1 rRNA gene is annotated in these 1522 nt (G+C 54.5%); it reads left to right on the top strand.

What is annotated here, in order from left to right:
* A 23S ribosomal RNA gene (locus ABD283_RS14345) occupies window positions 1-1522 on the top strand; the annotation flags it as partial.

The following is a 1522-nucleotide window of genomic DNA, read 5'->3' as shown; positions in this document are numbered from 1 at the left end:
GACCACCTGGTAAGCCTGAATACTTCCTGATGACCGATAGCGGATCAGTACCGTGAGGGAATGGTGAAAAGTACCCCGGGAGGGGAGTGAAATAGTACCTGAAACCGTGTGCTTACAAGCCGTCGGAGCCTTTTGGGGTGACGGCGTGCCTTTTGAAGAATGAGCCTGCGAGTTAGTGTTACGTCGCGAGATTAACCCGTGTGGGGTAGTCGTAGCGAAAGCGAGTCTGAATAGGGCGATTCGAGTGGCGTGATCTAGACCCGAAGCGGGGTGATCTACCCATGGCCAGGTTGAAGCGCGTGTAAGAGCGCGTGGAGGACCGAACCCACTTCAGTTGAAAATGGAGGGGATGAGCTGTGGGTAGGGGTGAAAGGCCAATCAAACTCCGTGATAGCTGGTTCTCCCCGAAATGCATTTAGGTGCAGCGTCGTGTGTTGCTTGCTGGAGGTAGAGCTACTGGATGGCTGATGGGCCCTACAAGGTTACTGACGTCAACCAAACTCCGAATGCCAGTCAAGTGTAAGCGCGGCAGTGAGACTGTGGGGGATAAGCTTCATAGTCGAAAGGGAAACAGCCCAGACCATCAACTAAGGCCCCTAAGCGTGTGCTAAGTGGGAAAGGATGTGGAGTTGCTTAGACAACCAGGAGGTTGGCTTAGAAGCAGCCATCCTTGAAAGAGTGCGTAATAGCTCACTGGTCAAGTGATTCCGCGCCGATAATGTAGCGGGGCTCAAGTACACCGCCGAAGTTGTGGCATGACACCGAGAAGCTGAGCCTTTGTGGTTTAGGTGGTGTTGTGGGTAGGGGAGCGTCGTTGGGGTAGTGAAGCTGCGGGGTGACCCAGTGGTGGAACCTCAACGAGTGAGAATGCAGGCATGAGTAGCGAAAGACGGGTGAGAAACCCGTCCGCCGGATGATCAAGGGTTCCAGGGTCAAGCTAATCTGCCCTGGGTGAGTCGGGACCTAAGGCGAGGCCGACAGGCGTAGTCGATGGATAACGGGTTGATATTCCCGTACCGGCGAAAAACCGTCCATACTGAACCGGGGATACTAACCACCCGAACCACCATGATTGGATCCCTTCGGGGTGAAGACGTGTGTGGGGAGCGTGGGACCTGATCCGGGGAGGTAAGCGTATTAACAGGTGTGACGCAGGAAGGTAGCCAAGCCAGGCGATGGTTGTCCTGGTCTAAGCATGTAGGGTGGTTCGTTGGTAAATCCGCGGACCGTATAACCTGAGATGTGATGGGACTCTCTTAGGTGAGGGAATTTGGTGATCCTATGCTGCCGAGAAAAGCATCGACGTGAGGTTTTAGTCGCCCGTACCCTAAACCGACACAGGTGATCAGGTAGAGAATACTAAGGCGTTCGAGAGAATCATGGTTAAGGAACTCGGCAAAATGCCCCCGTAACTTCGGGAGAAGGGGGGCCTCGGTTGGTGATCATCCTTGCGGTGTGAGCTGGTTGGGGTCGCAGAGGCTAGGGGGAAGCGACTGTTTATCAAAAACACAGGTCCGTGCGA

It is taken from the genome of Kocuria atrinae (assembly GCF_039531425.1).
GTDB lineage: Bacteria > Actinomycetota > Actinomycetes > Actinomycetales > Micrococcaceae > Kocuria > Kocuria atrinae.
The sequence above is the reverse complement of the archived record's forward strand: the minus strand, read 5'-3'. Positions and strand labels throughout refer to the sequence as shown.